The organism is Streptomyces humidus (assembly GCF_014649655.1).
Lineage (GTDB): Bacteria > Actinomycetota > Actinomycetes > Streptomycetales > Streptomycetaceae > Streptomyces > Streptomyces humidus.
The window spans coordinates 21754-44585 of sequence record NZ_BMTL01000007.1; the positions used below are offsets into that span (position 1 = coordinate 21754).

Here is a 22832-nt window from a genome sequence, read left to right on the forward strand (position 1 = left end):
GTTGAGAGGGGCCGCCGCTGGATGGCGGGCGCGCCCCCACACAGGGGCGGCACACACCGAGCCCACCCCCGTCCGAGCTGGGAGCCCCGTTCCTGTCGGGCATGACACCTGAGGAGTACGACAGCCATGGCCTTTCCCTCTCGGCACGTTCTGCCCCCTGAGCCCGGGGAGCCTGCCGCGCCCGGGTCGCGGATCACCGTGGAGGCCGGCGACATCCTGATGCGACGAGGTCTCAACGATCACGCCCGCTCGGCCCACGTGAACGTGATCGAGGCCGCCAAGGCTCTGGAGGACTTCCGCCTCGGTCGCAACGCCGCGCTGGAGCGCGCTGAGATCCTCGCCCGCCGGGCCGTCACGACCTTCCAGGAGCGCACCGGCGAGCACGACGAGGCCGCTTGGCAGGCCGTCGTGGTTTACATGGTGGAGCTGTGGGCGAGCCGCTACACCGCGGGCCGCCCGGCCGCCTTCGACCCGGCCCCGGCCCCGCCGTCCCTGTTCACCCCGGGGCACCCGCTGCGGCTGGAGACGGTCAGCCGCGATGCCCACGACCACGTCCTCGGCGCCGGCCGGTCGCTGGAGCGGGCGGCGCGCGGCGTGGACACGATCGACATCGCCCGCGCACAGCACGGCATGCACGAAGCCGCCCGGCTGCTTCATGACCAGCTCGACGGTCTGTCCATGCCGCTGTGGGTGCTCATCAGCCGGTTCTGCGCCGAGATCCACGCGGAGAACCTCCGCATTCTGAAGACGCCCGCCCCGGGCACCTCGGCCTGAACCTCTTCTCGTCGTCGCCGGACGCATGCCCGCTGCCCGGCATCACCCCTTCGCCACCAGCCAGGAGTTCACCATGAGCATCACCGCGCCCGTCTTGTCCGCCGTCGGCCCCGTCCGGGCCGGGCAGCTGTGGCAGGACATGGCCCCCGACATGGTCGATCGCGAGCGGATGCTGCGCGTGGTCGCCGTGGGCGCGACACACGCCGACTGCGTGGTCGAGCGCGACAACAGGCCGGGCGCGGCCGGCCGCAAGGCGCGTCCGCTGGCACTGAGGCGCTTCGCGACGAGCGCCTTCACCCTGATCGAGGACGTCGTCGACGACGCCGACCAGCTCGTCTACGCCCGTTTCCTGGCGGCGATGACGGACGTGCAGGGCGGCAGTCCGTCGCCCGTGGAGTACGCGACCGCGGCGCTGCGCGTACACAAGGAGCTCACCGCCGAGGCAGCGAAGGGCCAGGGCTGACCCGGCCCTCGGCGCCCGCCTGTCGAGCCGCGCGGCGGCCGCCCGAGGGTGGCCGCCGGTCCCGCGCCCCGCTGGCCCGCGGCCTGGTGGCCGTTTCGTGTGATCACTGATGGAACGAAACAGGGAAGAGATGGTGTTGTCGGCGAAGACCGGGGCCGCCCAGGCCCCGGACACCGCGTCCGGGGACGGGGTGTTGCGGTCCGGTGAGATCGTCGCCGTGGAAGGCTGGCCGGGCGAGTGGGAGCTGATGGGGCCCGGGCCCGGTCCTGGCGTGTGGACCGTGGAGTCCGCGCGGCTCGAGGATCGTGTGAGCGCGCAGGCCGCGCTGAGCGCGCTGCAGCGCCTGGCTGATGCTCCCCACGTGCGGCGGGGCGACCTGGTGATGCAGTCCTACCCCGAGCAGGAGCGTGCCGCAGTGGTCGGCGCCGTGTTCCGGCTGGGACAGTGGGTGGCGGTGAAGTCGTACACGCTGCCCGACGGCAGGGTCTGGCGCACGATGGACGCGGTCGACCGCCTGGAGGTGGTCACGCCGGAGCAGCTGACCGCGGCCGTCCGGCTGGAGGTCGCCCGCGGCACGCACCGGGGCCGGATCGTGCAGGCGGTCGTGTCCTCGCGCGCTGGTCAGTTCCGCGTGGTGTGCCGGTGTGCGCCGGGTGCCGGCGAGATCTGCCGCGACGGCCGCAAGGTCACCTGGTGCCCCAGCCTGACCAGCGCCCGAGACCTGTGGGACTGGCACGTCCACCAGTGATAGTGAGTGCGTACTCACCCGGCGGTCAGGCGGGAATGGTTGACGCTTTTGCGATGGCGTGGGCGTAGGCCATCTCGATGAGCTGGTGCTGCGCGGGTGCCTGCTCGGTGAGCTCGCGCAGCCGCTGAGTGTGGGGGCGGGGGTAGCGGACGTCGGTGCTGAGGGTGCCGTGGCGGGTGATCCACCCGGGGCTCGGCGACGCGCCTTCGTGCAAGGGGAGGAGTTCGAACTCCCATCCGATCAACTCGTCGTCGGCGTCGCTGCGGACCTCCGTCCAGCCCAGGATGATCGTCCTGGCGGGGCCGGAAGCGGCCACCTTCTCCCGGGCAGCGGCGGCGGTCAGAAGGGGCGTCTGTGGTTGCGGCGGGCGGGGCTCCGCGTATTCGGTGCGGGCCTGGGCGAGGTCGTCGGTCAGGGCGGCGCGCATGACCGTCTCCGCGTCCTCCCGGGAGACTTCCGGGCGGTTGTGGCGGGAGCGGTAGGCGGTGACCCACCCGTACCCGTGCGCCATGCCCGTGCCGACCCGTGCGAGGTAGCCCAGCAGCTGCCCGTGGTCGGTGACCGGGTACAGGTCGGCGGTGCGGTCCGGCTCGTCGAGGGCGGCGCGCGCCTCCTGTTCGTCGAGGTGGGGCAGCGGCTCCTGGACGGCGGCCGCGGCGGCCCGTTGCCGGGCGGCGGCGTGGTGGGCGTCGCACAGCGCCTTGTGCGCGTTGGACCAGTAGTCGTGGCCGAGGTGGTCGACCGTGCGGCCGTCGGCCGTCACCCACGCGTCGGGGGCGGCGAGGGGTCCCGTGCGGAAGAGGTAGCCGATGGTCTCGCCCTTCTCCTTGACGGGCCGGAAGCCGACCGCGGCCGGCCAGACGCGGCGTGCTGCTGTCTTCGCCGCTGCGGCTACCTCGCGGTGGGCCGCGTACGCGGCGCGGACCGCGTGCTGCGCGCCGGTGGGGTCGTAGACGGGGAAGGGCCACTTTGCCGCGTTCCAGTCGGCGACCTCCTGGTCGGTGATGTCGTTCGGGGAGACTTCCGCGTCTGCGGTCACCCAGTGCGCGCGGTGGTAGTGCTTCCACGTCCAGCCCGCCAGCTCGCCGGAGTCCATCCGGACCGGCTCGTAGGAGAAGTGGCGGGTCTGCTCCCCGAAGACCTCGCGGACCGCTGCCTCCACAGCGCGCAGGGCCGCCCCTTCGAAGTCCTTCTCCCGTGTGCCGTCAAGGAACTGGGCGCCCAGGACGCCGAGGTGAACCGCCGGCGCCCTGCTGGGTGAGGACGGCCCGCGCAGGGCCGGCACGAGGTCGGCGACCCAGCCATCCCGGCCGAGCGTGTGGACGGTGACCAGCCCCTCTTCCTCCCACTGGCGGGCCAGGGTCAACAGGCGGCGCCCGGCGGCACCTTCACGTCGGACGGAGCCACGGAAGACACCCCGCGACAGCCCGTTCCACAGCCTGACGTGGAGAGGAGTGGGCAGGGACGGGCGGATGGAGTCGGTCAGGGCGGCGGGCCGGATAGCAGTCACGGGCTCTTCCCTTCAGCGGGACGGGTGGCGGATGGCAGCGATGTTCAGGCGGCGGACGTGCGAAGACGGCTCAACCGGCCGCCGAGGCGGTGAGTGTGCCCGAGGTACGTCCCGGCCCCGGTGGGGTGGTCGGTGGGGTCCTCGCCGGTCCTGAGGAGGGGGACGTTGAGGGCCGCGAGCAGAAGGGGGCTGCCGGCCGGGGGGAGGCTTCGCAGCAGGCCCTGCGGTCCGCCGCGGCGCGCGTCGACGCGACCACGGTTGAGCCGCAGGTCCAGGTCGGCGAGCGGGCGGGGGCGGCCGGCGACGAAGTACGCGAGCCAGGTGGCCTGGTCCTGGCACGGCTCGGGCTCGTAGTCGGGCGCCGGGCACGCCAGGAGAAACTCGCCCAGCTCGGCGGCATGATGGCGGCCGACGGATCCGGTGTGCACGTGCTGGTCGCGGACGAGCCGGGTGTCCGGCTCGGACAGCCAGATGCCGACGCCGGCGGACATCTCGGCGAGGACCAGACGGGCGCGTGGCGAGGCGGCGTTCAGCGCGATGGTGAGGGTACGCAACGGCGGCTACTCCAGGGGGCGGCGGGAGCCCTTGGCGGGCATGACGACCGGCCCGCACCGGAGCGGGCCGCGTCCCCGCGCTCGCGGGGAGAATCCCGCCAGGGCCGGCTCTCCTGGCCAGGTCATGCTAGCCGCACGGCTCCGTCTGGCTCCTGGGTTGTCCGAATCCCGGTGGCCGTCGCACAGATGGAGCCACCCTTTGGCCGGACGCAGGACTCCTCGGCCTCACCGGGGCGAGAATGGCGGCCATGTCACTCTCCCTGGCCCGCTGTGTGGAAGCGGTTGCCCGCTTGCTGGATGCCTGCGGCTCGCTGGAACCGGTCCGGCTGTGCATGAGCGAGGCGGACGTGCAGGCGGAAGTGTGCGCGAGCGGGCCGGCCGCCTCGGCGAGCATGGCGCGGCTGGCAGCAGCGTGCGGCGAGGCGGCCGGCCACCCGGCCCAGCGTGACGAGGGTGTGCTGACGGTGGACCTGGAGGAGGAGCTGGTCCTGGTGGCCGCCGTGGACACACCGGTGCGCGGCGCCGTACCGGGGGAGCGCGTGACGTCGACGGCGGCAGCGGCCGAACTGCTGCGCACGCTGGTCCCGTGGACGGCCGGACTGGACCAGGAGCGGTTGCCGGGGGCGCAGTTGTGGGTGGAGGACGACGGCTGGGACTTCACGGTCCGGCTGCTGGCGACAGCCGCGAGCGGTGACGACGTGGACAGGGTCGCCGCTGCCGCCGGCGCAGGGCTGGAGCGGATCCGGACCCGGCGCACCGACAGCGGACTGGACGGGCAGGGATGCCTCCCGTGCGGCCGGACCGTACACCTCGGGATCGTCCCTCTCTCCTGACCACCGGAATCGGCCGGTGTCCCCGTCCGGTGTGCGGTGCGCAGCGGGCGGCTCCAGCTGAGGATCCGTTCCACCAGCCGGGCCGCGCTCTCCCGCGCGAGATGAGGACGCCGGGCCCCGGCTCATGGCCCGCGTGAGGCGTGTGGAGCGGCGGGCCAGCGTGGTGGTGGCCTGCTTCCCCTGAGGGCGGGACTGCACGAACTCCCGACCCACCCCCACGTTGTTGCGTATCCTTGTTTCACTATGTAATGTTGTTCGTGTTGAGGGCGCCGCTTCCCTCCGACCCACACCACTTGGAGCCGCACCGCAGCTCCCCCATGCCCCCTTCCGGAGAACTCCCATGTCCGAAGCCGAAGTCGTCCGCACCGTCATAGCCCGGCTCGTCGCCCAGGCCGACGAGACCCAGACGCAGCTCATCCACGAACTCGCCCGCCAGGCCGGCTACCTGTGGCGCTGCGGCAACCCGGCCTGCCCCGACTACAACGACCGGGGCCGGCGCTACTGCCAGGGCTGCGGCTGGGGCCGCAAGGGCAAGCCGGTCGGCGACGTCCACCCGTGCATGTACACCGAGCGCCGGTGGACCAGGCTGCGCCGCGCGCTCCTCAAGCACTACGCACCCGACGCCCCGATGCCCGACGCCGTGGTCTTCGACTACTGGGGCGGGCCCGGCTGGCGCGGCGCCGAGGTCACCGAGATGTACGGCGGCATGACCGAAGCGATCACCGACGGCTTCCGCGACCGGGCCCGCTTCGAGGACATCGCCGCCGCGCTCGACTCCCTCACCAAGTGGTCGGAGCCGAGCTATGGCGAGCACATCCGCGTCGTCCTGGCCCCCTGAACCCCGCCGCCCGCCGGGGCCCGGCGAGCAACCGCCGGGCCCTGGGGCCGCAGAGAGCGAACCCGCCGTGTCCACTCTGCTGATCGGCTGCTGGTCCAAGGACCGCGCCACCCTCAGCGTCACCGCTTCCCACCAGGTCGCCGACGGGGACCAGGCCGCCATCGACGCCCTCACCCGGCCCGCGTTCGCCGACGGCGCGAACTGGGCGTGCGAGTTCGACGTCGACGCACATCGTCGCGCCGTGCAGCGCGCGTACGAGGAGTTTGCCCGCGAAGACGGCGCCTGGGTCGACGACACCGTCGAGCACTTCGAGCCCGACGCCTTCTGAACCTGTCTGCCACCGGGCGGCCTTGCCCCCCGGGCCGCCCGGCTCCCTCCCCCGCATCCGCATCCGAAGGGCTCCCTCATGCTCGACAACACCGAATTCGAATGGGTCTCCGCCGACGCCACACCGGTCCTGCTCTACCCCGGCTTCACCTCCGACGACGCGATGGTCGAGCCTGGCGAGATCACCGCCGCCGTCTACGACAGCAGCGACGGCATCGCCCTCTACGGCAACCGCGACAAGGTGCTCGCCCTCCTCCTCCGGCTCGCCGACGCCGTCCGCAACGCCCCGCCCGTCCCCACCACGGAGGCGTGCATCGCGGCCTCGGCCGACCCCTCCACCTGGAAGCCGGGCCCCCTCACCGAAGCGCTGGCCCCGATCACCAGGGCCTGGCCCCTGTGCGACTCCGAGACCCCCCAGCCCATTGCGGCCGACCCCCGCCTGGCCACCTGTTCCGACTGCGTCGACGCCTTCAACGAGCGCGGGCCGCTGACCCTCCTCCGCCTCGTCCACTTCCTCCCCGACCAGCCCTGAGCCACCCACCGCGAAGGCCGCTTCCGTGAACAACTCCAAGCCTGCCCGCCGCCCGAAGCCCCTCCCCGAGATCGGCGCCACCTACGCCGACCGCAGCGAGCTGTGGCGCCACCACGTCCTCGGCGCACGCCAGGTTCATGTCTGGACTGTCACCAGCCACATCGACGGCCGCGTCGCCTTCAACGGCCACACCGAGCCGACGTTCTCCGCCTACTGGATCGGCAAGCACTTGATGCGCTGCGAACCCGACGGCTCCCCCACCGACCCCACGTACGTCGCGCGCGAACGCGCCCGCCTCCAGGACATGGAGAGGCAGCACGCCGCCCTTCCCCCGCTCGACCAGGTCATCAACGAACTGATCGCCGAGAAGCTCCGGCCCTGACCACACCCCCCTTCCGGTGCCGGGCCCCGCAGGGCCCGGCACCCCGACCCAAGGATCCCCATGAATCCCCAAGACGCAGCCGGCTCCCTCTACGAAGCCCTCCTCTCCGAAGCCCGGCAGTGGGCGTGCGACGACGCCGAAGACCAGGAGGTCCTCGACGCGATCGAGAACGCGCCCACCCCGCACGACCAGCTCGCGCTGCTGCAGACCTCCAGCCTCGTCCCCTCCCACCTGTCCTCGGCCATCGCCGACGCCGTCCTCGCACTCGACCCCGCCACCTACTCCCCCACGCCGACACCCCCGGGAACTGCCATGGCCGACCCCCAACTCCACCGCGTGCGCGACGCGTCGATCACCGTGGTCAACGCCGCCCCCGAGGACAACACCCCCAGCGACGTCTACGAGATCCAGGTCTTCGGCGTCAGCGTCCTCATCCGCCGGCGCGCCCAGTGGGGCCCCGCCACCGACGTCCCCTACATCCACATCGAGGACCAGGGCGACGACGGCCTGCTGCTCGTCGAGGTGAACAACAGCGGCGAACACGAGCACCGCACCGGCGCCGAGGGGACCTCAGCATGACCCCCGACCGCGCCTACGCCACCGCACGCCAGCTGATCGACCCCGACGCTGACTACACCGTCCACGTCCGCACCGACACCGGATGGACGCAACCCGCCGACCCCGACCACCGGGAACTGCCCGGCCTGGACGTCCTCCTGGCCGCCCGCCGCCTCCTGCGCGCCCGGCCCGCCGGCCACGTCGGCAGCACCCACCCCGACACCCTGGACATGCACACCGGCGACGGCCGACTCTGGTTGCGCTTCACCGCCACAACCCTGGGCGACAATGACCCGGGCCCCGCCGAGCCGGCCGCCGACGAGCGGGCACCGCAAGGGCTGTGGCGGCTGCTTGGCCTCTCCGGATCCTCGCTCGCGCCCCTCGCCCGCTGCGATCTCACCGACTCCGACCTGGTGACACTGGCCCGCACCTGCCTCACCCTGAGCCGAGCCCACCCGCTTCCACAGCCGGGCATGCCGCCCGAAGCCGCGCTGCTACTGGAGCGCCTCGCGAGCAGCACGGAGGCCCTCGACAGCGGCCTCCCCAGCGCCCCGGACATCGACGACGACTTCTCCCGCACCGAGCTGCTCACCCTCGCCGACACAGCACTCGCCCTGTACCGGACCCACGGCGACCCCAACGACCTCCTCGGCCGCCCCGAGGTACTCCTCCTGGCCCACCTCGCCTACGACGACACCCCGCCCTGACCTCCCTCCCCACACCACGAGAGCCCGGTCCGCGCTGCTCAGCGCAGACCGGGCTCTCTGCCGCTCAGCCACCGAGTGAAAGTTCCGGCCGGAGGCACTGCAGAGCCTCTCCTATCGCCCAGCGTTTCGAGTTGGTGGCGTACCTGCGCGGCCCTGCCACGGCCGCTCCCCCGGCCACTGGCGGCACACAATGCGCGGGCCGCCGCGTGCAGCTGCCGCACAAGCTCGATCCCGTGCCCGTCACGCAGAACAGCCTGCGCCTCATCAAGGCTCGCCGCCGCCCAGTTGGCCTCGTCGCCCTCCCGGCCGAGTGGTCCGCAGCCTCCAGAGCTCATGTACGGCTGCGCAACCGCCAAGTCACCGCCCACCACCCACCGTGCGGCGAACCTGACAGCTCCGGGCCCAACACCTGTGAGTGGCTGTCAGCCACTCTGCAAGTCGCAGATTCTCGGACTCAGCCGCTGGCGGACCCCTTTATGGGCAGGGAAGAAATTCGAAGTGCCGGCGAATCTCCCCCAACAGCCTCGGCGGATGAGGCGCTTCTACGCAGGTTGACCGTTCCCCACTCACGTGATTTCACGGCTCACCTGCCAGCGATCCCCAAACGAGACGGTACGTCTCGACTTAGCCTAGCCCTCCGACCACCCCGAACAACCTTCAAGAAATGGCAAAGTGGCCTCTGACCTGCACGTTTCACAAAATCACATACATCACTCACTTACTCACTCAGGCACTCACCTACTCAGTCCAGGACAGTCCCCAATGCCTGGCTTCTAAATTCTCCTCATCCATAAATAGAATATGGAGCAGTAAATTAAATGCCTTTCCATGCCATTGGAGGCGTGAAATAAGGCAGGTAAGGAACGATCTTGTGTGTCGCAACACGCCAACAGGCACGTCGATGTGACGTGACGTGACACGAGCTTGCTGCCCCGTGTATGGTCACGCCCGAGCATGAAGGGACACGCGGGCCGATTGCGGATCAGAGAATCCACTGTGGGCCAGCCATCGCGTGGTTCTCGTGACCATCTCGCGACGGCGGAGAAGCCTTGGAACTTTACGAGTACAACGAACTGCAGAGTCGCCTCGACGCGATCGCCGAGTTCGACGACATGTCAGATGACGCCATGCTTGCGGCGCTCGTCGAGCAACTACGCCCCTACCTGCGGAACGTCATCGGCTCCACCATCGGCAAGGGCGGCGAGGGCAAGACCACCTTGGCCACCAACCTGGCCTACATGCTGGCTGAGGAACAAGCCAACCGCGACAGCCAAGGAAAGTCCGCCCTGCCCGTCCTCTACATGGAGATTGACGCCAACGGGGACGGGAGGACTGACCTGGGCCTGGATGCAACGGTCTTCAATGACCACGGGAAGGCCCTCCGTGATGCGATCACTCACGACGGACCCCTGAAGGTCGTTAAGGACGTTCGGCCGTTCCTGGACGCAACAATCTCGGGTAGGCATTGCTCCGACATCGCCGGTCGCATCAATAAGCTCGCCGACACTCACGCCATCGCCGCCTACCTCCTACTGGCTCTCCTTCTGGCACAGATCTCCCACCTGTACCGCTGGATCGTGCTCGACTTCTCACCGGGCGACAAGGCCATCCAGCGAGCCGGCCTGGCAGCATCCACTCATCTCGTGTCGCCCATTCACAACACGGACAATGCCGCTCTGCGAGGTCTGTCCACCGTCACACGGCTCATTCGCGCCAACCGTCGCCTCAACCCCGAGGCGCAGCTCTGTGCGATCGCCTTCCTGGGTTTCCGAAAGGTCAAGGGCGAGCCGACCACGGAGCTGACCAACGTTCGTGCCAAGATCGAGAAGTTGCTTACAGACGCTGGCATGGACCCTGGACTGATTCTGGACGAGTACGTACGCGATGCCCGCTCTATCGCTACCTTGTGCCGCAACCACGGTCGCCCTGCCCGCGAGTTTGCGCTGGCGGCTACTGGCCAACTTCGGGACGCGAACGGTGAGTTGGTTCCCCGGCCTCGGGACGAGAACGGGCGATACGTGGATCCGCAATCGTCTGTCAATCTCGCGGACGACTACTCGAACCTGGCACGAGGAGTGATCACCCGGGTGCGCCAGCGCAACGCCGAACTCCGTGAGAAGCAGATGCAGGGAGCGTCATGAGTAAGTCCACCGCCAGCACGACGGGCACTGGAACCGGGCCTAAGGCGAACGCCAAACGGGGCGAGGCAGCGGACAAGAAGGAGCATCTCATCGTTCCCGACCTGAACCTCGGGGGCGATGACGATGACGAGGACGAGGACGACTTCCGTCCGGTCCGTGCCTTCGTGCCTCCGACGGCGGCAAAGCCGACCGCTGCTAAGGCCGTCGTCCCTCCGCAGCAGGGCGAAGAGGTGGAGCGCAGCTCTGTTGCCGACGGGCCTGAGCCTTCGTCCACTGCTAGCCGCACCGCCGTGCCGTCGGCTCCGGCACCCAGTCCTGCCGCTCTCCGCGATGCGCCTGATCACCCTGTCAGGGGCTCGTCTGAGGATGGGCGGGAGACGGTGCACGGGTCGAGGGAGCCGAGCACCGGATCAGTAAGTGAACCGCTGTCGTTGGGGGGCGTCTCCAGTCGGCCCGCAGCCGAAGTTCAGGAGGCTCCCGCCGAGCGATTGGCGGAGTTGGCCACGGTTGACCGGCATGCGTCACCTGCCCTGCGCGCCTCGGCCTCCTTGTCTGGACTCCCCGCCCGGCGGCCTGGCCGGCGGAGGCCCGCCGAGCCGTTCAACCCGGACGAACCGCGCCAGCGCAATGAGCAAGTGATGCTCGAGCTGTCACAGCAAGCCCCGGGCTACGCCTCGCTGTTGACCGTGTACAGCGCCTCTCAGCTGAACGCCGTTCCGTTCGAGAACCGCAACATCAACCTCTACGGCCTCACTGCAGACCAGGTTGGCACCCAGCGCACCGCCGACATGGCTCTCTTGAAGATGTTGACGCTCCAGCGTCCGAAGCTCACTCCGGCGCACTACGTCGATGCCGCGCTGGAGCCGGTGCTGCGGCCGCTCGATCCGGATGGCATCGACATGGACGCTATGGAAGACGAGCGGGACTACGTGTGGCAGCTCGCCCAGAAGGGTCTTGCCTACCGCAGGTACATCCTCAGTGATCCCGAGAGCGCCAACATGGACAACTACCGGCCCGTGTGCTCCCTGCGGAAAGATGTCAACGCTCGCCTCACCCGCATGATGGACCTAATGGACTCGATCCAGGGGATCCAGGCGAAGCCCTTCGAGATCGTCAGTGCCTGTCTTGCTGAGTACGTAGCCAGCCTGCCTGGTGAGCGTACGCACCTGTCGGAGTTCTTCCAGAAGCACCTGGTCACGACGATTCAGTAAGCCTCGGACTCAGTCCGCCTGCTTCTCTCTCGGCCCCCGCCCCCAATCTGTGGGGCGGGGGCCGAGTGCCTACCGGTGCACTGCCCAGGCGCGCCGGGAGCCCCACCGGGCAATCCCTTAGCTACCGAGAGTCACCTTTCCCTTTAACCGGGGCCGCATCGGGTTAAAGGAAACTGTCACACCCACGCGTCGAGCTCCGGAAGATCCCACTTCGTGTACGTCAGTCGGCGCTCGGCGCCGTTGATCAAGTCGAGGACGTCGGTGGCCAAGTAGGCACGCGTCCCGCGCTCCACCTCCTTTACCTGCACGACCCCGGCCCCAGCCAACTCCTCCAAGGCGTTCGAGGCCGAGACAAAGGAGATGCCGAGCAACGACTGCGTAGCCCTCGCGGTCACAATCGGCACGCCCGGGAGCTGCTCCATCAACCGCACGACTGCAGCCCCCTTTCGGGGTTGCCCACGGAGTCCTTGGCCCTCCCTGTAGTGGGCAAGTTTCGCGTACCAGGCCCTCCGCATCTGGCTTAGCTCGTCGGTGAAGCGCCGAGCTTCTGCGACGGCATCGCGAGTAGCGGCCAGGAACACACGAATCCACGCATCGACGCCGACGGCCGCGGCGGAACTGTCGGGCTCACCCACGTATCGGAACGCGTTGAGGCCGGCGATGTACTCGCGAGCATGAGCCAAGAGAGACATGGAGATCGGCAGGACATGTCCAACCGCGAGGCCTTGCCTAGCGAGTGCCGTGTGAATCAGGGCCCGCCCGGTTCGACCGTTGCCATCGTGGTAGGGGTGGATCGTCTCGAACTGCGCGTGGACTAGCGCGGCCTGGACGAGAGGCAGTGGGTGATCTTCGGAGATGAAGGCGGCGAGATCGTCCATGAGAGGACCTACCGCTTCAGGGGTGGGTGGCACGTACTCCGCTCCGTGCGGCCCGTAAGCGTTGCCTCCGACCCAGTTCTGAACGGTCCTGAGGAAACCCGATGACTCGTCTTGCTCTGTTTCCACCATCAGGGCGGCTTGCAGGCCGTTGATGTCGTCAACCGTTACCGCCTCGGTCTCTGACAGCGCAGTGACAGCGCGGCGTAGAGCCAGAACGTTGTTAACCACCTCGCGTGCACTGTCGCTGATGCCGCGGTGGGTGCGCTGATCATCGCCGGCCTTGGTTGCAAGCATCAACTCGAGGTGGGCGATTGCTCGGGCGGAAGCCACCACGCCTTCGATGCGCGAGGACGCCACCGCCTCCGATCGGAGAAGGAAGCGGGCCAGAGACTCCAAATGGGGGCTGGTCGGCGCGGCGTCGTTGAAGGCACGAACCAGCCGGTCCACTTCGGCAACCTCTGCAGCAAGTTCGGCTGACAGGCGGAGCTGGCGCCCCCGAAGTAGATCCGGCTCGTACGCGGCGAACGTCCGGAGGTCCTGCTCCTCCACACCAGGCATTGCGCCAGGCTGTGACGGCCAGGGCCGTTCCGAAAACCTTGCCACTAGACACGCTCCAAAGGTTCAGCCTCAAGCAGATCCATTTAAGGATAGTGTGTGCCCCGTGATGTTTGGTGTGATGCATGGGGTGGTTCCGGAGAGTGGGGCTCGCGCTCTTCTCGCCGGATGCCGGCCTGTGAGGACTCTGAACTCACGCGCTTCGGGCCGGTTCGAGGCACGCCATGCCTCGGCAGGGTCAACGCTGGGATCGTCGCCGCGGTCACACAGCATTGGTCTTCAGGCTCGGGGCGAAAGCGAAAAGGCGACCCAACGGGTCGCCTCACCGGGTGACTTCGCCAAGTCACCCATCACCACCACTCGGGGTCGCCACCTCGAGCATTTCCGTGTCTGCCACATCGAGCCGACTTCGTCGGCGTCACTTGCAGCCTGCGGTGCCACCCGCATGCCGCAAGGGGAGGAGAAGCCAACGGCAACCTGACCTGACTCTTCCGCCCTCAAGCGGATCTCAACTTCACCCCCGCTGACCAGGAATTTTCCGTCCATCGGTCGAGCGGTCGGTCGCGTTGTGCCTTCATCCCTATGCAGTTCTGGAGCAGATCATAGCCGCCAGCCATAGGGCTAGTCCCGTATTGCCAAAAAGAGCCTCGAACGAGTCTCCTCTGGACGATGCCCAAATCAGGACAAAGAGGTCAACCGAGAGTGGTCGATGGACATCGACTCATCCTCGGTGGCAAAACAAACCCCGCTCCTCCGACAAGGAAGGACTTTCCGAGCCGCTGGTACTGCGCCAAGGGATGCGACAGCGGCTCTCAAGCGCTCTCGATGCTCTGCTGTCAGACCGGGCGCTCTACCAGCGCCCCCTGGCCGAGGTATTGGGGGCCACAGTCCTGCTGGCGAAGTCGCCAACGGGGGAGTCGCGGTTGGAGCTACGCGCGGGCGAGCTTGCCCGGTGGTTGGGGGTGTCGAAGTCCTACGTCGATCATCGGGTGCTGCCTGGGCTACGGGGCTCTGGTGCGGTGGTGACGGAGGTCGTCACGAAGACGGTGGACGGGGTGCGTCGGGTTGACGGCCTTCGCTGGGAGCTACTTCCACTGACGGCTGCTCAGGCCCGGTGTCGCCCGCAGGCTCTGGTGCTGGAGAAGCGTGAACTGGCAGTCCTGTTGTCGTTGTGCGAGGCGCTGTTCGCGCCGGGGTGGGCGCCGGTGGGCAAGCCAGAGACGCCCGTGGGTCTGCTTGGTGCTCGGCGGGGCCGAGGGGCTGCCGCGGAGCGGCTGGCGTTGCTGCGGCTGGTGCTGACTGCCCGGCCTGACGGTCGAGTGCGGCTCGTGGGCGGGGCGGTGGCGGCTAGCTGTGACCGTGCGGATGCGACGGTTGCGCGCCTGTTGAGATGTTCCGTGGCAGAGGCGGCCCGGGTGGTGGACGGGCTGATCCAACAGGGGGCATTGGAGGTACGAGGCCGGGGTGTGCCGGGTGCCCGGATTCGGATGGTGGTGCCGGCGGTGGCGGTCGCGCACGGGCGGGGTACCGGGCCCGAGCTGCGGGTCGTGCCCGATCCGCCCGAGGACGAGCGGGCTACAGATGTCGCACCGGAGGAACAGCGATTCTGCGCGCACTGCGCTTCGGGATTGGACGAAGCGGGACCGGAGGAGCCGGGGGAGGGGTGGGTTCAGGAGGGGTTCTTCGAGGTCGGTAACGATGGCCTGGCTGACGGGGGTGATCGTGCACTCAGGGATCAGGAGGCTGCCGAGAGTCTGTGGGCCGGACAGGAAAGTGCTTCTGACCTGGGGGAACGCGAGGACCAGGATGGGGTCGAGGCGCCCGGTGCGGAGGCTGTTGGTGCGCTGCTCCACGCCCACCACGCTTCGGTGGTTACTCAAGGTGGTTTTAGCGCTGCTTCGTCTTGCTTTTCCGGCGAAGCCGCTTCGGGGTTCCCACCGTTGCCGGAGCGCGCGGACAAGCGCGAGACCGAGTTGCGGCCGAGCAGGATCGGCGCAGCCGACGAGCCGGGCGGGCAAGGTGGCCCGCTTCGCGGGGAACAGCAGCCAGATCGAGCGGGGGAAGGGCGGACGCGTTCTGAGCCGGTAGTCCCGAAGACGGTGCCGTTGCGGTGGTCGCTGCCGCAGGGACTGGAGCGGGTGCTGGCCCCGGTGCAGTTGGAGTGGGCCCGTATCGGCCACGCCGGGGGGCGCTCCCGGGTGCGGGTGGCGCTCAAGGCCGAGTTGCGGCGGCTGGCGGGGATCGTGGGTTCGGAGCAGGCGCCGGTGGTGCTGGCCGAGCGGCTGGAGCGGCGGCTTGCTGCTCAGCACGGTGAGCGGGTGCGCGAGCCGGTCGGCTGGCTGTTGTCGCGGGGTCTGCCGCAGCGGGCGGAGTGCTATGCGACGGCGTGCGATGACCAGGTTCGGATGGACACCGGGCTGGTGTGTCCCAGCTGCGAACTGCTGATCGGGGACCGGCGCGCGCTGCGGCACCAGGTTGTCCAGGCCATGGCCGCCGAGCTGCCCCGCCTGGCGCCGGCCGAGGCCCGGGCGGAGGTCGAACGGCGGCTGAGCCGGGAGGTCGCCCTGCGGGCCGCGCGGGACGCCGTACGGCGCGAGCGTGCGGTGGTGGAGCGGGCGCGCCGCGAGGTGGTCTGGGCGCAGCAGCGCGAGGAACTCGATGTGGCGAAGGCGGAGTTGGCGGCACGGGCGTGTGAGGAGTGCGGGGTCCCGGAGGCCGCTGGCCTGTGCCCGGTGTGCTCGTACAACCGCACGGCCCGTGCGGCTCTGGAAGAGGCGGCGCAGGTCGCGGCCGCCGTGATGGGGCCGGTGATGGATCTGGGCGTGGTGGCGGGCCGGCTGGCTGCGCACCGGGTTCGGCTGGAGGGCGAAGTCGACCGGGTGACGGGACGGTTGCGGCGCGAGGGGATGCCGGAGGCCGCGGTGGCCTGGGAGGCGCGGAACCTGGCCGAGGAGCTGCTGCGACAGGAGCGGGCCCGCGCGGTGGACGCTCTGCTGGAGTCGGCGGAGGCCCAGGCGGAGGCCGAACGAGTCTTCGGCATCGAGCGGGCGCGGCGCAGCGGTGAGCTGCAGGCCCGTGCGGTGTCCGAGCAGGCCCGGCGTCGCTGCGCGGAGCTCCTTCTCGCCCAGCGGCTCAGCCAGGTCAGGGCTGTGGATCGGCCGTCGGCTTCCGAGGAGGTCGTCGGTTGGCGGCAGCGGATGGTCGAGCTGGCGGCGCGTCCGCTCGACGAGGAGATCCGCGTGCCGCAGCCGGCGGCGGGCGGGTGCCGGGAGGCGGTGAGCGCGGCGTGATCGGGGGACTGGAGTTGGCCCTGCGGTGCGCTGAGCGGGGGTGGTGGGTGCATCCGCTGCTGCCGGGGTCTAAGCGTCCAGCGGGCAACTGCCGCAGGTGCCGGCCGCCGTCGACCGGGGCGCGCCCGGCGTGCGGCTTCCCCGATGCGGACGGGTGTGCGTGCCGGGAGGCCGGGCGGTACTGCCACGGGGTGCGTGCGGCGACGCGGGAGCGGGAGCTGATCCACCGCTGGTGGCGCGGCCAAGACTTCGGCGTCGGCGTGGCCACGGGGCCGTCCGGCCTGGTGGTGCTCGACCTCGACGACCATGACCGTCCGCCGCCGGAGCAGGCGCTGTTGCTGCCGGGCATCGACCTGACGCAGCACCCGGACACGGAGCTGGGCCGGGTGCGGACCGGGGCGGACGTGCTGGAACTGCTGTGCCGGGTACGGCGCGCGGGCAGCTTGCTGGAGGCCCCGGCCACGCTGACCGTGCAGACCCCGTCCGGCGGGATCCACCTCTGGTACCGCACGGGGGACACGAGCCGGTACGTGCAGGGCGCGGGGCGACTCGGCTGGCAGGTCGACGTACGGGCCGGCTGGTCCACCGCGGTCGCGCCCGGCACCGTCACCGCGGCCGGCCGCTACCGGATGGTCGGCCACCAGGACCGGCCGGCGCGTCTGCCACGCTGGGTCGCACTGGAGCTGGACCGCGTCGGACTGCGCCACCGCGATGCGGCCGCCGGCCCGCCCCGCCGGGTCCGGCTTCCCCGCCCCACCCGCGAGCACGGTCCGGGGGACGCGCCCGCGTACGCCGCCGCGGCGCTGCGCGGCGAACTCGAGGCGGTGGCATCGGCCCGCGCCGGCCGCAACGACCAGCTCAACCGCGCCGGGTTCCGGCTCGGGCAACTGGTCGGGGCCGGGCTGCTGGAGCACGACCAGGTCCACCAGGCGCTCACCGACGCCGCCGAGCAGGCCGGGATCGACCCCGGAGAGGCCAAAGCCCAGTCCACCCTCCGCCGCGCACTTCAGGCGGGCATCCGCTCGCCGCGCACCATCCCGAGCCCGGGAGCACGGTCATGAACCACCCCCTCACCTCCCGCGCCGCGCTGCCCTCCCCGGCCCGAGAACCCCAGCCCGCCGAACCGGCCGGCGCGGACGGGCAGGAGCGGCCCGCCGAGCGGGGGCCGAAGTTGTCGCAGGCCGACATCCTGCTGCACCTGGGCATGGACGAGTACCAGCTGGTGCGCCACGACCAGACCGCGTACGCCGTCCCCCTCGACGGGCCGCCGATCGCCCGCCCGCTGCGGGCTGCCGGCGGCTTCGGCGGCACCGGCTCGCTGCGTCAACTCCTCAACCGTGCCTATGTCCTGCGCACCGGCCGGTCCCCGTCCCAGGGGTGTCTGACCGACGCGATCGCCTCCATGGACGCCCTCGCCCTGGACGCCGAGGAACAGCCGGTCTGCCTGCGGATCGCCCCCGACCTGGCCGACGACCAGGCGACCTGGCTCGACCTGGGCCGCTCCGACGGACTCAGCGTGCTGATCGAGCCGGACACCTGGTCAGTGACCACCCCGTCCATCGGCGAGGGCCCGCTGTGGCGGCGCACCCGGCTGACGGGCGAACTCCCGATGCCCGAGCGCGACCCGGGCGGCTGGCAGGGTGGACTGGGGCTGCTGCGCGAGCTGTCCGCGCTGGCCGAGCCATCCTGGCGGATGGCCGTCGCCTGGCTGCTGGCCGGGCTCAGACCCGACATGCCCCGCCCCGTCGCGTACTTCAACGGTGAACGCGGCACAGCGAAGACCACCTCCGCCCGGCAGCTGCTGCGGGTACTCGACGGAATCCGCGCCGAGGTCCGCAACGTCCCGCGCTCCGAGGACGACGGCGCGGTCGCCGCGTCGGCCGGCTGGACCATGGGCCTGGACAACATCCATGGTATTCCCCAGTGGCTGTCGGACTTCCTGTGCCGCACCGTCACCGGGGCCTCCGTCGCCAAACGCGAGATGTACACCGACGACGACGTCGCCTCCTGGGCCTACCAGCGTCCCGTCGTGCTGACCGGCATCGACGTCGGCGCTCTCCAACCCGACCTCGCCGAACGGCTGCTGCCTTTCACCCTGGAGGCCATCGACCCCAAGGCCCGGCGCAGCGAGCGCGACCTGTGGCATCGCTACCGCGCCGCCCACGGCCGCATCCTCGGCGGCCTGCTCGACCTGGCGGCCGCGGTGTGGGCGCGCCTGCCCGACGCGGCCGACCAGCTCGACCAGAAGCCGCGGATGGCCGACTGGGCCGAACTGCTGTGGGCGCTGGATGCGGTGACCGGCTGGGACACTCTGTCCACCTACACCGGTTCCCAGGACGCGGTCACCGACGACGTCATCGACGCCGACCCGGTCGCCACCGCCCTCACCCGCTGGTCCGCCACCTCCGGCAGCACCAAGTGGCAGGCCACCACCGGCCAGATCGACGAGGTCCTGCGACCACCCGGCCCCATCCCCGACACCTGGCCCAAGACCACCGCCCTGCTCTCCGCCCGCCTCACTTCCCTCGCACCGGCCCTGCGCCAACGCGGTATCGACATCCGCAAGTTGCCCCGGACCAGCGCCACCCGAGGCTTTCTCATCACCCTTCAACCGGACTCCGGACCGCCGGCCTGACCCCAGACTCCCGCCCAGCCGCGAAACAGCCCCTATACCTGTCACCGAACCCGCCGCGGCGCCCGCCACGCGCGGGCCTTCAGCATGCCCCGGACACCCGCGGGAGACCGGCCCGCGGACCGAAAGCGCCTCCTGGGTCGCCGGTCTGTCCGTCGGGGCGGCTGCGAGCCGGACAGCTCCCGTGTCGACGGCCGACGAGTCGCCGGGGGACTGCCTCGCCCGCGAAGAGATGACGCCGTGCTGACGCTGCCCATGACGCACCCGGCACCCCGCCCGGACCTGCCACGACCTGCAACGCTTCCCTCCGACCAGCAACCCCATGACGCAATGACGCTCTCCCGCCCCATCTCTCTGAACGAAAGAGGGGGAAGGAAGGAGAGACATGGCGCGCCAGAGCGTCATCAGCGTCCGCCGACCGGCGCCCGGATGGTAGATGCACAGGTCAACACCACCGTGGGAGAGAACGGTGCAGCGTCATCCGGCTGCGTCACCGATGCGGTGCGCGTGTCCGGACGGGACCTTGACCGTTTGCCGCTGAACTTGACCGATGGCCTGCGCGTGCAGGGTTGGCTAAGCGTCCGGTGCACGAACGAGGCCAGGATGAAGCCATGGAGAACGAAGTGCCATTGTCCGGCGGACGTATCACCCTCGGCGTGGTCAGGGTCGGGCGCACCGTCCGGCGGCCAGCCACCGCGTCGTCATCGTTCGTCGCCGAGCTGCTTTGGGACCTCCAGCGAGAGGGCTTCACCGGCGCTCCGCGCCACCTCGGGTTCGACACAGCCGGCCGCGAAATCCTCAGTTACCTCCCCGGCTGGGTGCCCGCCCGATTCCAGCGCTGGACCGACCCCCAGGTGGCCGCGGCCGGCACCCTGCTCCGCTCCTTCCACGACGCCACCCGAAGCAGTCGCCTGACCGGACGGCATGCCGTGGTCTGCCACCACGACCCGGGGCCGAACAACACGGTCTTCACCGACGACATCCCGACCGCCTTCATCGACTTCGACACCGCCGCCCCCGGCGATCCCCTCGAAGACCTCGGCTACATGGCGTGGACCTGGTGCATCTCCTCCAAGCCCACCGCTCCGCCCGCCACCATCCAGGCCGCACAGGTACGTGTCCTCGCCGACGCGTACGGGCTCGACGCCACCTCCCGCTCCCGCCTCGTTGATGCCGCGCTCGACCGCCAGGCCCGCAACGCCAGGTGGTGGCACAGCCAGCTCGCAGGCCCGTTTCCGCACGTTGCCGACGACTCCACGATCACCGGGCGCATCCGGTGGTCCGAGCAAGAGCACGCCTACACATCGGCCAACCGCAAGACCTTCGACACAGCCCTGGGCTGACAAAGGCTGGACGCTGACCACACACTTCAGACGGTTGCGCCCCAGGACGCACCTTGCAGTCCTAGCGTGGGTAGGCGTGACGGTACTGATTGTGGGCGGCAGCGGGTTCCTGGGCGTTGAGCTGGCCCGCCAGGGACATTCAGCAGGCATGGAGACGGCCGCCACCTTCCACTCGCACCCCGGCAAGGGCGCCGGCGCGTGGCACCGCCTCGACCTGCGCAACTCGGCGAATCTCCAGGAGGTCCTGGATGCCGTCAGCCCCACGGCGGTCATCAACGCGAGCAGCGGCGGAGCCGAGTGGGCGGTCACGGCCGAGGGAGGGATGCGCCTGGCCCAAGTTGCGTCGCAACGGGGCATCAAGTTGGTCCACGTGTCGAGTGACGCCGTTTTCTCCGGCCGCCGCGAGGACCTGTACGACGAGACGTGTCTGCCCGACCCGGTAACACCGTACGGGGCCGCGAAGGCGGCGGCTGAAACGGCCGTGCGGCTCCTGAGCGCGGGCGCCGTCGTCGCACGGACCTCGCTGATCATCGGCGATGGCCGGTCCGAGCACGAACGCATGGTGCACGCTCTGGCCGCCGGCACGCGGGACGGGGCCCTGTTCACGGACGATGTCCGATGCCCAGTCCACGTCGGCGACCTGGCCGCCGCACTGTGGGAGCTCACCCTGTCCGATGCGGCCGGCGTCTTTCACCTCGCCGGCCCGGACGCCGTCACCCGCCACGAACTCGGCACCCTCATTGCGCAGCGGGATGGCCTTGACGCATCGCTGCTGCCGACCGGGCGTCGGGCTGACAGCGGCCTCCCCGGCGGACTTTGTGTCCGCCTCGACAGCCGCGTCACCCAGAAAGGCCTGGCCACCCGCCTTCGCGGAGCCCGGGAGTTCCTCCGGCGTCGTAACCCCGACCGCTGACTCCGACCGCGCAGGGCCGGCAGGCCGGAGCCGAGCGGGATGAACGGTAGCTGGACGACCTTGCGCGCAGCGGGGAACCCGGATGAGGTCTAGGTATTGGGGGCTGTGAGAGGCCCTTCTCTCGGCTCTCCGCCCCTAAGGTAGGTACACCCGGGCGGGAGGACGGTGAAGATCCAGTGCACCGACGGAAGTTGCTCGCGGGCCTGGCGGCAACAGCCACTGCCCCCTTTCTGGGGAGCGGATCCGCGCAGGCCGATGAGGCCCTGCTCGGCGAGTTGCTCGTCGCCCGGCTCCGGGACGCGATGCTCGGACTGGGCGCGGCCACGCCCGTGCCGTCGTCCGAGGCGCTCTCCACCGACTTCACCCACGCGCTCGCCGACTTCGACGCCTGCCGCTACGCGTCCCTCGCTGTGCGCTTGCCCCGCCTCATCCGCGCCGGCCACGCGCCTTCCACCGGTAGCCACGACACAGAGCAGTCCGCCCTCCTAGCCAAGAGCTATCTGCTGGCCACCCGCATGCTCGTGAAGATGGACGAGCAACAGCTCGGCTGGATGGCCGTGGACCGCGCGCGGCAACTCGCCGAGGCAGCAGGAGACGTCCTCGCGGTCGCTGAATCCGCCCGGCAGGTGGCCGTGCTCGCCAGAAGGGCGGGATGGCATGACCAGGCACTGTCGATCGCGCTCTCAGCCGCTGATAACCCGGATCTGCGCGGCATCGGACGAGCCGGCACCGCGGTGCGCGGGCTCCTGGTCCAGAGCGCGTCGTACACCCTCGCGCGCCGAGGCGATCGGGACGGAATGCGAGAGCTGACCGACGAAGCCGCCGCCCTCGCCAAAGAACTCGGCGGAGCCACCATGCTGCGCGACCACGGGGGCGGCTTCAGCCCCCTCACCGTGCAACTCCACAAAATCAGCGCCGAGAACCACGCAGGCGATCCCCAGGCCGCGCTCGACGCCGCTCGCGCGATTTCACTGAAGGCGCTGCCCAGCGTCGAACGCCGCTCTCGCACACTCTGCGACATCGCCGTCACCTACGACCGTCTCGGCCGCCGCAGCGACTGCGTCCGCACACTGCTCGCCGCTGAGCGCTGCGCTCCGCAGGAGACCCACGCCCGTCCGGCGACGAAGTCCTTGATCTCCAGCCTGTTGGCCTCTGGCCCGACATCAACGGAACTGCGCTGTCTCGCCGAACGCAGCGGCGTTCTCCTCTGAACCCCTGCGTGCCCAGAGATGACCGAAGCAGGCTGTCGATAGCCCATTCTGGGGAACCTGACCACTCATCGGCGGGCTCCATCCCGGCGCTCTGGCGGTGCTGCCGTGCTGGCCCCCTGCGGACTTTAGGGGTGGGCAGCTGGTGACCAGGTATAAGGCGGCCGGGAAGCGGGCGAGCGCTTGCGCGCGGACCTCGCCGCAAGCTCTCGGCAACAACCACAGGTTCAAGAGGAGGCTGGCACACTGGCGGGCTCAACTTCCCCAATCTGTCGCGGAGATGAACAGATGAACGCCACCCCCGACCTCGTCGCAGCAGTCCAGGAGCGCTCCGGCGGCTGTCTGTGCGGCAAGATCCGCTTCATCGTCAGAGGACTGGCGGTCTATCCCCACCTGTGCTTCCCTGATGATTGAGTGAGTTCAAGGGACTCACAG

22 protein-coding genes are annotated in these 22832 nt (G+C 70.0%); 19 read left to right on the forward strand and 3 right to left on the reverse strand.

Annotated features, from left to right (window positions below):
• Positions 1-126 precede the first annotated feature (126 nt).
• From IE239_RS09685 to IE239_RS09695, 3 genes are all read left to right on the forward strand, one after another.
• Entirely contained in the window at positions 127-774 is a 648-nt protein-coding gene (locus IE239_RS09685; protein WP_229877975.1) for a hypothetical protein, read from the forward strand.
• A gap of 73 nt (positions 775-847) precedes the next feature.
• Positions 848-1237, forward strand: a complete 390-nt coding sequence (locus IE239_RS09690) for a DUF6354 family protein (RefSeq protein WP_190148883.1) — start codon at positions 848-850, stop codon at positions 1235-1237.
• 109 nt (positions 1238-1346) lie between these two features.
• On the forward strand, positions 1347-1985 hold the full coding sequence (locus IE239_RS09695; RefSeq protein ID WP_229877977.1) for a hypothetical protein: 639 nt from the start codon (positions 1347-1349) through the stop codon (positions 1983-1985).
• Between the two features lie 25 nt (positions 1986-2010).
• Here IE239_RS09695 and IE239_RS09700 read toward each other — a convergent pair whose 3' ends face one another.
• Both IE239_RS09700 and IE239_RS09705 read right to left on the reverse strand, forming a co-directional pair.
• Positions 2011-3495, reverse strand: a complete 1485-nt coding sequence (locus IE239_RS09700; protein WP_190148884.1) for a hypothetical protein — start codon at positions 3493-3495, stop codon at positions 2011-2013.
• Between the two features lie 44 nt (positions 3496-3539).
• On the reverse strand, positions 3540-4049 hold the full coding sequence (locus IE239_RS09705; RefSeq protein ID WP_190148885.1) for a hypothetical protein: 510 nt from the start codon (positions 4047-4049) through the stop codon (positions 3540-3542).
• Positions 4050-4297: 248 nt separating this feature from the next.
• Here IE239_RS09705 and IE239_RS09710 point away from each other — a divergent pair, with 248 nt between their 5' ends.
• The 9 genes from IE239_RS09710 to IE239_RS09750 all read left to right on the forward strand — a co-directional run bounded on the left by IE239_RS09710 (position 4298) and on the right by IE239_RS09750 (position 11578).
• Positions 4298-4882 carry a hypothetical protein gene (locus tag IE239_RS09710; protein WP_190148886.1) on the forward strand — a complete coding sequence of 195 codons (585 nt, stop codon included), beginning with the start codon at positions 4298-4300 and terminating at the stop codon, positions 4880-4882.
• Positions 4883-5222: 340 nt separating this feature from the next.
• Entirely contained in the window at positions 5223-5720 is a 498-nt protein-coding gene (locus IE239_RS09715; protein WP_190148887.1) for a hypothetical protein, read from the forward strand.
• Positions 5721-5787: 67 nt separating this feature from the next.
• On the forward strand, positions 5788-6048 hold the full coding sequence (locus tag IE239_RS09720; protein WP_190148888.1) for a hypothetical protein: 261 nt from the start codon (positions 5788-5790) through the stop codon (positions 6046-6048).
• A gap of 78 nt (positions 6049-6126) precedes the next feature.
• Positions 6127-6579, forward strand: a complete 453-nt coding sequence (locus IE239_RS09725) for a hypothetical protein (protein WP_190148889.1) — start codon at positions 6127-6129, stop codon at positions 6577-6579.
• A gap of 25 nt (positions 6580-6604) precedes the next feature.
• Positions 6605-6961, forward strand: a complete 357-nt coding sequence (locus tag IE239_RS09730) for a hypothetical protein (RefSeq protein WP_190148890.1) — start codon at positions 6605-6607, stop codon at positions 6959-6961.
• A gap of 60 nt (positions 6962-7021) precedes the next feature.
• Complete coding sequence (locus tag IE239_RS09735; RefSeq protein WP_190148891.1) at positions 7022-7540, forward strand: hypothetical protein; 519 nt, start codon at positions 7022-7024, stop codon at positions 7538-7540.
• Positions 7537-8226, forward strand: a complete 690-nt coding sequence (locus IE239_RS09740; protein WP_229877978.1) for a hypothetical protein — start codon at positions 7537-7539, stop codon at positions 8224-8226. The genes IE239_RS09735 and IE239_RS09740 overlap by 4 nt, the downstream gene beginning before the upstream one ends.
• 1049 nt (positions 8227-9275) lie before the next feature.
• Positions 9276-10367: a ParA family protein gene (locus tag IE239_RS09745; protein WP_190148892.1), complete on the forward strand. Its 1092-nt coding sequence runs from the start codon at positions 9276-9278 to the stop codon at positions 10365-10367.
• Positions 10364-11578, forward strand: coding sequence for a hypothetical protein (locus IE239_RS09750; RefSeq protein WP_190148893.1), 1215 nt, complete (start codon positions 10364-10366; stop codon positions 11576-11578). The genes IE239_RS09745 and IE239_RS09750 overlap by 4 nt, the downstream gene beginning before the upstream one ends.
• Positions 11579-11754: 176 nt before the next feature.
• Here the strand turns inward: IE239_RS09750 and IE239_RS09755 are convergent, their stop codons facing one another.
• A complete protein-coding gene (locus tag IE239_RS09755) occupies positions 11755-13005 on the reverse strand; it encodes a Fic family protein (protein WP_190148894.1) in 1251 nt (416 codons plus the stop codon).
• A 2105-nt stretch (positions 13006-15110) separates the two neighbouring features.
• On the opposite strand from IE239_RS09755, the gene IE239_RS42940 reads away from it, so the two are divergent.
• The 7 genes from IE239_RS42940 (at position 15111) to IE239_RS42945 (ending at position 22811) form a co-directional block, all read left to right on the forward strand.
• Positions 15111-16301 carry a hypothetical protein gene (locus IE239_RS42940; protein ID WP_190148895.1) on the forward strand — a complete coding sequence of 397 codons (1191 nt, stop codon included), beginning with the start codon at positions 15111-15113 and terminating at the stop codon, positions 16299-16301.
• A complete protein-coding gene (locus IE239_RS09765; protein WP_268254503.1) occupies positions 16298-17362 on the forward strand; it encodes a bifunctional DNA primase/polymerase in 1065 nt (354 codons plus the stop codon). The genes IE239_RS42940 and IE239_RS09765 overlap by 4 nt, the downstream gene beginning before the upstream one ends.
• Positions 17359-18936 (forward strand): AICE element replication initiation protein, encoded by a 1578-nt coding sequence (locus IE239_RS09770; RefSeq protein ID WP_190148897.1) that lies wholly within the window; start codon positions 17359-17361, stop codon positions 18934-18936. Before IE239_RS09765 ends, IE239_RS09770 begins: the two co-directional genes overlap by 4 nt.
• 608 nt (positions 18937-19544) lie before the next feature.
• Positions 19545-20276 carry a phosphotransferase family protein gene (locus IE239_RS09775; RefSeq protein WP_190148898.1) on the forward strand — a complete coding sequence of 244 codons (732 nt, stop codon included), beginning with the start codon at positions 19545-19547 and terminating at the stop codon, positions 20274-20276.
• 76 nt (positions 20277-20352) lie between these two features.
• The gene (locus tag IE239_RS09780; protein ID WP_190148899.1) at positions 20353-21189 is read left to right on the forward strand and encodes an SDR family oxidoreductase; all 837 of its coding nucleotides are present in this window, start codon (positions 20353-20355) and stop codon (positions 21187-21189) included.
• Between the two features lie 191 nt (positions 21190-21380).
• Positions 21381-22400 carry an XRE family transcriptional regulator gene (locus IE239_RS09785; RefSeq protein ID WP_229877980.1) on the forward strand — a complete coding sequence of 340 codons (1020 nt, stop codon included), beginning with the start codon at positions 21381-21383 and terminating at the stop codon, positions 22398-22400.
• A 285-nt stretch (positions 22401-22685) separates the two neighbouring features.
• Entirely contained in the window at positions 22686-22811 is a 126-nt protein-coding gene (locus IE239_RS42945; protein ID WP_268254504.1) for a hypothetical protein, read from the forward strand.
• Positions 22812-22832: the final 21 nt, after the last annotated feature.

Excerpts from the sequence above, each read along its gene's own strand:
- IE239_RS09685 (WP_229877975.1), top strand. The coding sequence starts at position 127 with ATGGCCTTTCCCTCTCGGCACGTTCTGCCCCCTGAGCCCGGGGAGCCT.
- IE239_RS09690 (WP_190148883.1), top strand. The coding sequence starts at position 848 with ATGAGCATCACCGCGCCCGTCTTGTCCGCCGTCGGCCCCGTCCGGGCC.
- IE239_RS09695 (WP_229877977.1), top strand. The coding sequence starts at position 1,347 with ATGGAACGAAACAGGGAAGAGATGGTGTTGTCGGCGAAGACCGGGGCC.
- IE239_RS09710 (WP_190148886.1), top strand. The coding sequence starts at position 4,298 with ATGTCACTCTCCCTGGCCCGCTGTGTGGAAGCGGTTGCCCGCTTGCTG.
- IE239_RS09715 (WP_190148887.1), top strand. The coding sequence starts at position 5,223 with ATGTCCGAAGCCGAAGTCGTCCGCACCGTCATAGCCCGGCTCGTCGCC.
- IE239_RS09725 (WP_190148889.1), top strand. The coding sequence starts at position 6,127 with ATGCTCGACAACACCGAATTCGAATGGGTCTCCGCCGACGCCACACCG.
- IE239_RS09735 (WP_190148891.1), top strand. The coding sequence starts at position 7,022 with ATGAATCCCCAAGACGCAGCCGGCTCCCTCTACGAAGCCCTCCTCTCC.
- IE239_RS09740 (WP_229877978.1), top strand. The coding sequence starts at position 7,537 with ATGACCCCCGACCGCGCCTACGCCACCGCACGCCAGCTGATCGACCCC.
- IE239_RS09750 (WP_190148893.1), top strand. The coding sequence starts at position 10,364 with ATGAGTAAGTCCACCGCCAGCACGACGGGCACTGGAACCGGGCCTAAG.
- IE239_RS09770 (WP_190148897.1), top strand. The coding sequence starts at position 17,359 with ATGAACCACCCCCTCACCTCCCGCGCCGCGCTGCCCTCCCCGGCCCGA.
- IE239_RS09775 (WP_190148898.1), top strand. The coding sequence starts at position 19,545 with ATGGAGAACGAAGTGCCATTGTCCGGCGGACGTATCACCCTCGGCGTG.
- IE239_RS42945 (WP_268254504.1), top strand. The coding sequence starts at position 22,686 with ATGAACGCCACCCCCGACCTCGTCGCAGCAGTCCAGGAGCGCTCCGGC.